General features: G+C 68.9%; 4 protein-coding genes. 3 read left to right on the top strand and 1 reads right to left on the bottom strand.

All coding sequences use genetic code 11. From position 1 onward, the window contains the following. Positions 1-206 precede the first annotated feature (206 nt). Entirely contained in the window at positions 207-902 is a 696-nt protein-coding gene (locus tag BJF77_RS00895; RefSeq protein ID WP_047804882.1) for a metal-dependent transcriptional regulator, read from the top strand. Positions 903-941: 39 nt separating this feature from the next. Here BJF77_RS00895 and BJF77_RS00890 read toward each other — a convergent pair whose 3' ends face one another. Then, on the bottom strand, positions 942-1,355 hold the full coding sequence (locus BJF77_RS00890) for a DUF3093 domain-containing protein (RefSeq protein WP_047804913.1): 414 nt from the start codon (positions 1,353-1,355) through the stop codon (positions 942-944). Between the two features lie 149 nt (positions 1,356-1,504). Between BJF77_RS00890 and BJF77_RS20395 the strand changes: the two genes are divergently transcribed. Together BJF77_RS20395 and BJF77_RS00885 are read left to right on the top strand one after the other, a co-directional pair. Continuing rightward, positions 1,505-1,669 carry a hypothetical protein gene (locus BJF77_RS20395; protein WP_158041147.1) on the top strand — a complete coding sequence of 55 codons (165 nt, stop codon included), beginning with the start codon at positions 1,505-1,507 and terminating at the stop codon, positions 1,667-1,669. Between the two features lie 293 nt (positions 1,670-1,962). Then, the coding region (locus BJF77_RS00885) for a copper resistance D family protein (RefSeq protein ID WP_369821339.1) at positions 1,963-2,917 on the top strand (955 nt) is incomplete at its 3' end.

Genomic DNA, 2,917 nt, shown 5'->3' with positions numbered 1-2,917 from the left:
CCCTTCGCCCTGATCCCGTTGGTGCGACTGAGCAGCAACCGGGATCTGATGGGCGCCTTCGTGAACAAGGTGGCCTTGACTGTCGCCGCCTGGGTGGTCGTGGCCCTGATCGTGTCGTTGAATCTGGCGCTGATCATCCTGACCGCCACCGGGGCCGATTGAGTGGGCCCGGCAGCTCCGGCGCGGCACTCGGTAGCGTGGATCCCATGGACTTAAGTGAGATCACCCCGGTCGCCCAGGACTATCTCAAGGCGATCTGGTCGGCCACCGAATGGGGCGACCCGCCGATCACCACCACAGCCCTGGCGGCGCGGATGGGGACCTCCGCCCCCAACGTCACCGACACGGTCAAGCGACTGGCCGCCCAGGGGCTCGTCGAGTACCAGCCCTACAAGCCCGTCACCCTCACCCCGCAGGGGCGCGCGTACGCGGTCGCGATGGTGCGCCGGCACCGACTGCTGGAGACCTTCCTCGTCACCACCCTGGGGTATCCGTGGGAGGAGGTCCACGACGAGGCCGAACGTCTCGAGCACGCCGTCTCCGACGCGATGATCGAGCGCATCGACGCCCAGCTGGGAGAGCCTACGGCCGATCCGCACGGGGACCCGATCCCCACCGCGCAGGGACGCACCCGCCGCCCACGCAACACCACCCGGCTCACCAGGGCGAGGCCGGGACGATACGAGATCGTTCGTCTCTCTGATGCCGACCCGCAACGCCTGACCCGGTTCCGCGCCTGCGGCCTCGTGCCGGGCGGGCCTTTTCGTGTCATCGCCCAGGGAGCCAGCGGAACCACCGGTGTACCGGGGAACCAGCACACCGCGATCGATCTGGCACCGGTGGAAGCCGAGGCCATCTGGGTGACACCCATCCCCATCCTCAATACTCTCCGGAGCCACTGAGAGCTGGTCACCGGACGAGCCCCTCACAGGACGCCGGTCTCAGCCGGCGGAGAGGATCTCGACGATGCGCTCCGGATGACGGGTCGAGGTCAACCAATAAGGGGTGGGATCCACGGGATCGGTGATCTGGATGCGGACCACCGGTCCCACGGAGACGCGGAAGTTCATGTAGGCGCGGGCGTCAAGCTCGGGGCCCCGCACCCGTTGCACGGCGCTGCCGCGAAACGCTTCGGCCTCGCCCACAAACCGGCGCTCGATACGGGCCCGCCCCACCTGCAACGACTCCCCGGTGATCACGATCCCGGTGCTCGAAACAATCAACGCCACCGCAGTGCCGCCGGCGACCACGGCCCCGACAGCGGCCCCGACCCACATGTTGATCGGGGCCAGGGCGATGAGACCCACCAGACCCGCGAAGAGCACGAGCAACCACATCCACCACGCGGCCGACAGCCTCTCCTCGTACAGAACCGCTTGAGGCTCGGCCTTCGCGGGAAGGTTCTCGACCCTGGATCCGTCCGGGGAAGATCCCTGGTCGCTGCTGGGTTCATCGGGTGGGAAGGCGCCGGAGGACGCATGATGGGACATGCTGCAACCCTCTCATGACAGCGATCCCGGGGACCGGCTGTTCCATCACCCCCGGGGAGCAGAACCAGTGCGATCTGCGGTTCCTGCACCGGCCGGGCAGTCCGGCCGTGACCTCCGTGGCGCAGTCGATAGTCACCCACCGGCAGTCCGAGGTCGGCGAGGTGGAAGACCTGCTGTAGTAACTCGCCCCGCACGGTCCTGCACTCGGGAGGGCCGGCGTGTAATGGCCTTGGCTGGTGGCGCTACTACGAGGCATCCTCTGGCGGGGTGTCCCATGGCCGCTGAGATCCCCGGAGGCCATGGGGAAGAGGATCCGGGAGGTTGCCGGTTCCCGCTTGGCGGGCACTGCTGGCAAGGCCCGGTACTGGCGATTCTTGCCTGTGATCACGGGTGGCCCGGCCGGGGTACCCCGCCAGGGGAGAATGGACGCAACCCGTCGCGTCATCCAGAGGCAGGTGAAGGAGATCAGCTCATGAGTATGAGAACGCCCGAGCACACCGGGCAGGCGCGCACCGGGCAGGCGAAGCCTGGTAGTCACAGGGTGAGGCCGGGGCAGCTCGCTGCTGCCTTGGTGGTGGCCTTGGCGGTGTTGATTCTGGCGATGCTCTACAGCGGCTCGGGGGCCGCTCGTCTGGCGGCTGACCCGGGGGCGCTGGTGCGCTGGGGTCTGCCCGTGGTCGAGGTGGTGCACAACAGTGCCCTGGTCGTGGTGCTGGGTTCCCTGCTCTTCGCTCTGGGCGTCGTACCAAAAACCCGTGGTGGGTTCCGCCGCCGCACAGACGGGCGGAACGGGGGCCAGGAAGCGGAGCACCCCTTGTTCACGGCCACCATGGGTCTGGCCGAGGTGGCGTCGGTGGTGTGGACGGTGGCTGCCGTCGTGGTGCTGGTGCTGTCCTACTCCGATGTGGCGGGGGTGCCGGTGGGCGGGGACGAGGCCTACGCGCAGCAGCTGCTGTACTACGCCACGGATCTTTCCCTGGGGCAGTCTCAGGCGGCGACCGTGGTGGCCGCTGCCGTGGTCACCACCCTGGTCTTCGGCGTCCGGGCCCTGATGGGGCTGTTGCTCACCTTCGTGTTGGCGTGCACGGCCCTGGTGGCGATGGCCCTCACCGGTCACGCTGCCGGGGGCGCGGACCACATGGGGGCGGTGAACTCCTTGGGCCTGCACCTGCTGGGCGTGTGCCTGTGGACCGGTGGGCTGGTGGTGCTCGCCTGGCTCTCTCCGCAGCTGAGCGGGTCTGACGCGGGCACCGGCACGCTGCCCGCGGGGGCCGGCCGCGGCGCCGGCGTCCGGGGCCAGGTGCCGATGGCCGCGGTGGTGCTGCGCCGCTTCTCGGTGGTCGCCTTCGGGGCCTTCTTGTTGGTGTTCCTCTCCGGGAGCATCAATGCGGCGGTGCGCATCGGCTCCTGGGAGCAGCTGTTCAGCC

The organism is Kocuria sp. CNJ-770, assembly GCF_001942375.1.
Lineage (GTDB): Bacteria > Actinomycetota > Actinomycetes > Actinomycetales > Micrococcaceae > Kocuria > Kocuria oceani.
Note: the sequence above shows the minus strand (reverse complement) of the source record. Positions and strands in the feature narration are given on the sequence as shown.

Coding starts and splice junctions, on each gene's coding strand:
- BJF77_RS00895 (WP_047804882.1), top strand. CDS start 207: ATGGACTTAAGTGAGATCACCCCGGTCGCCCAGGACTATCTCAAGGCG.
- BJF77_RS20395 (WP_158041147.1), top strand. CDS start 1,505: ATGACAGCGATCCCGGGGACCGGCTGTTCCATCACCCCCGGGGAGCAG.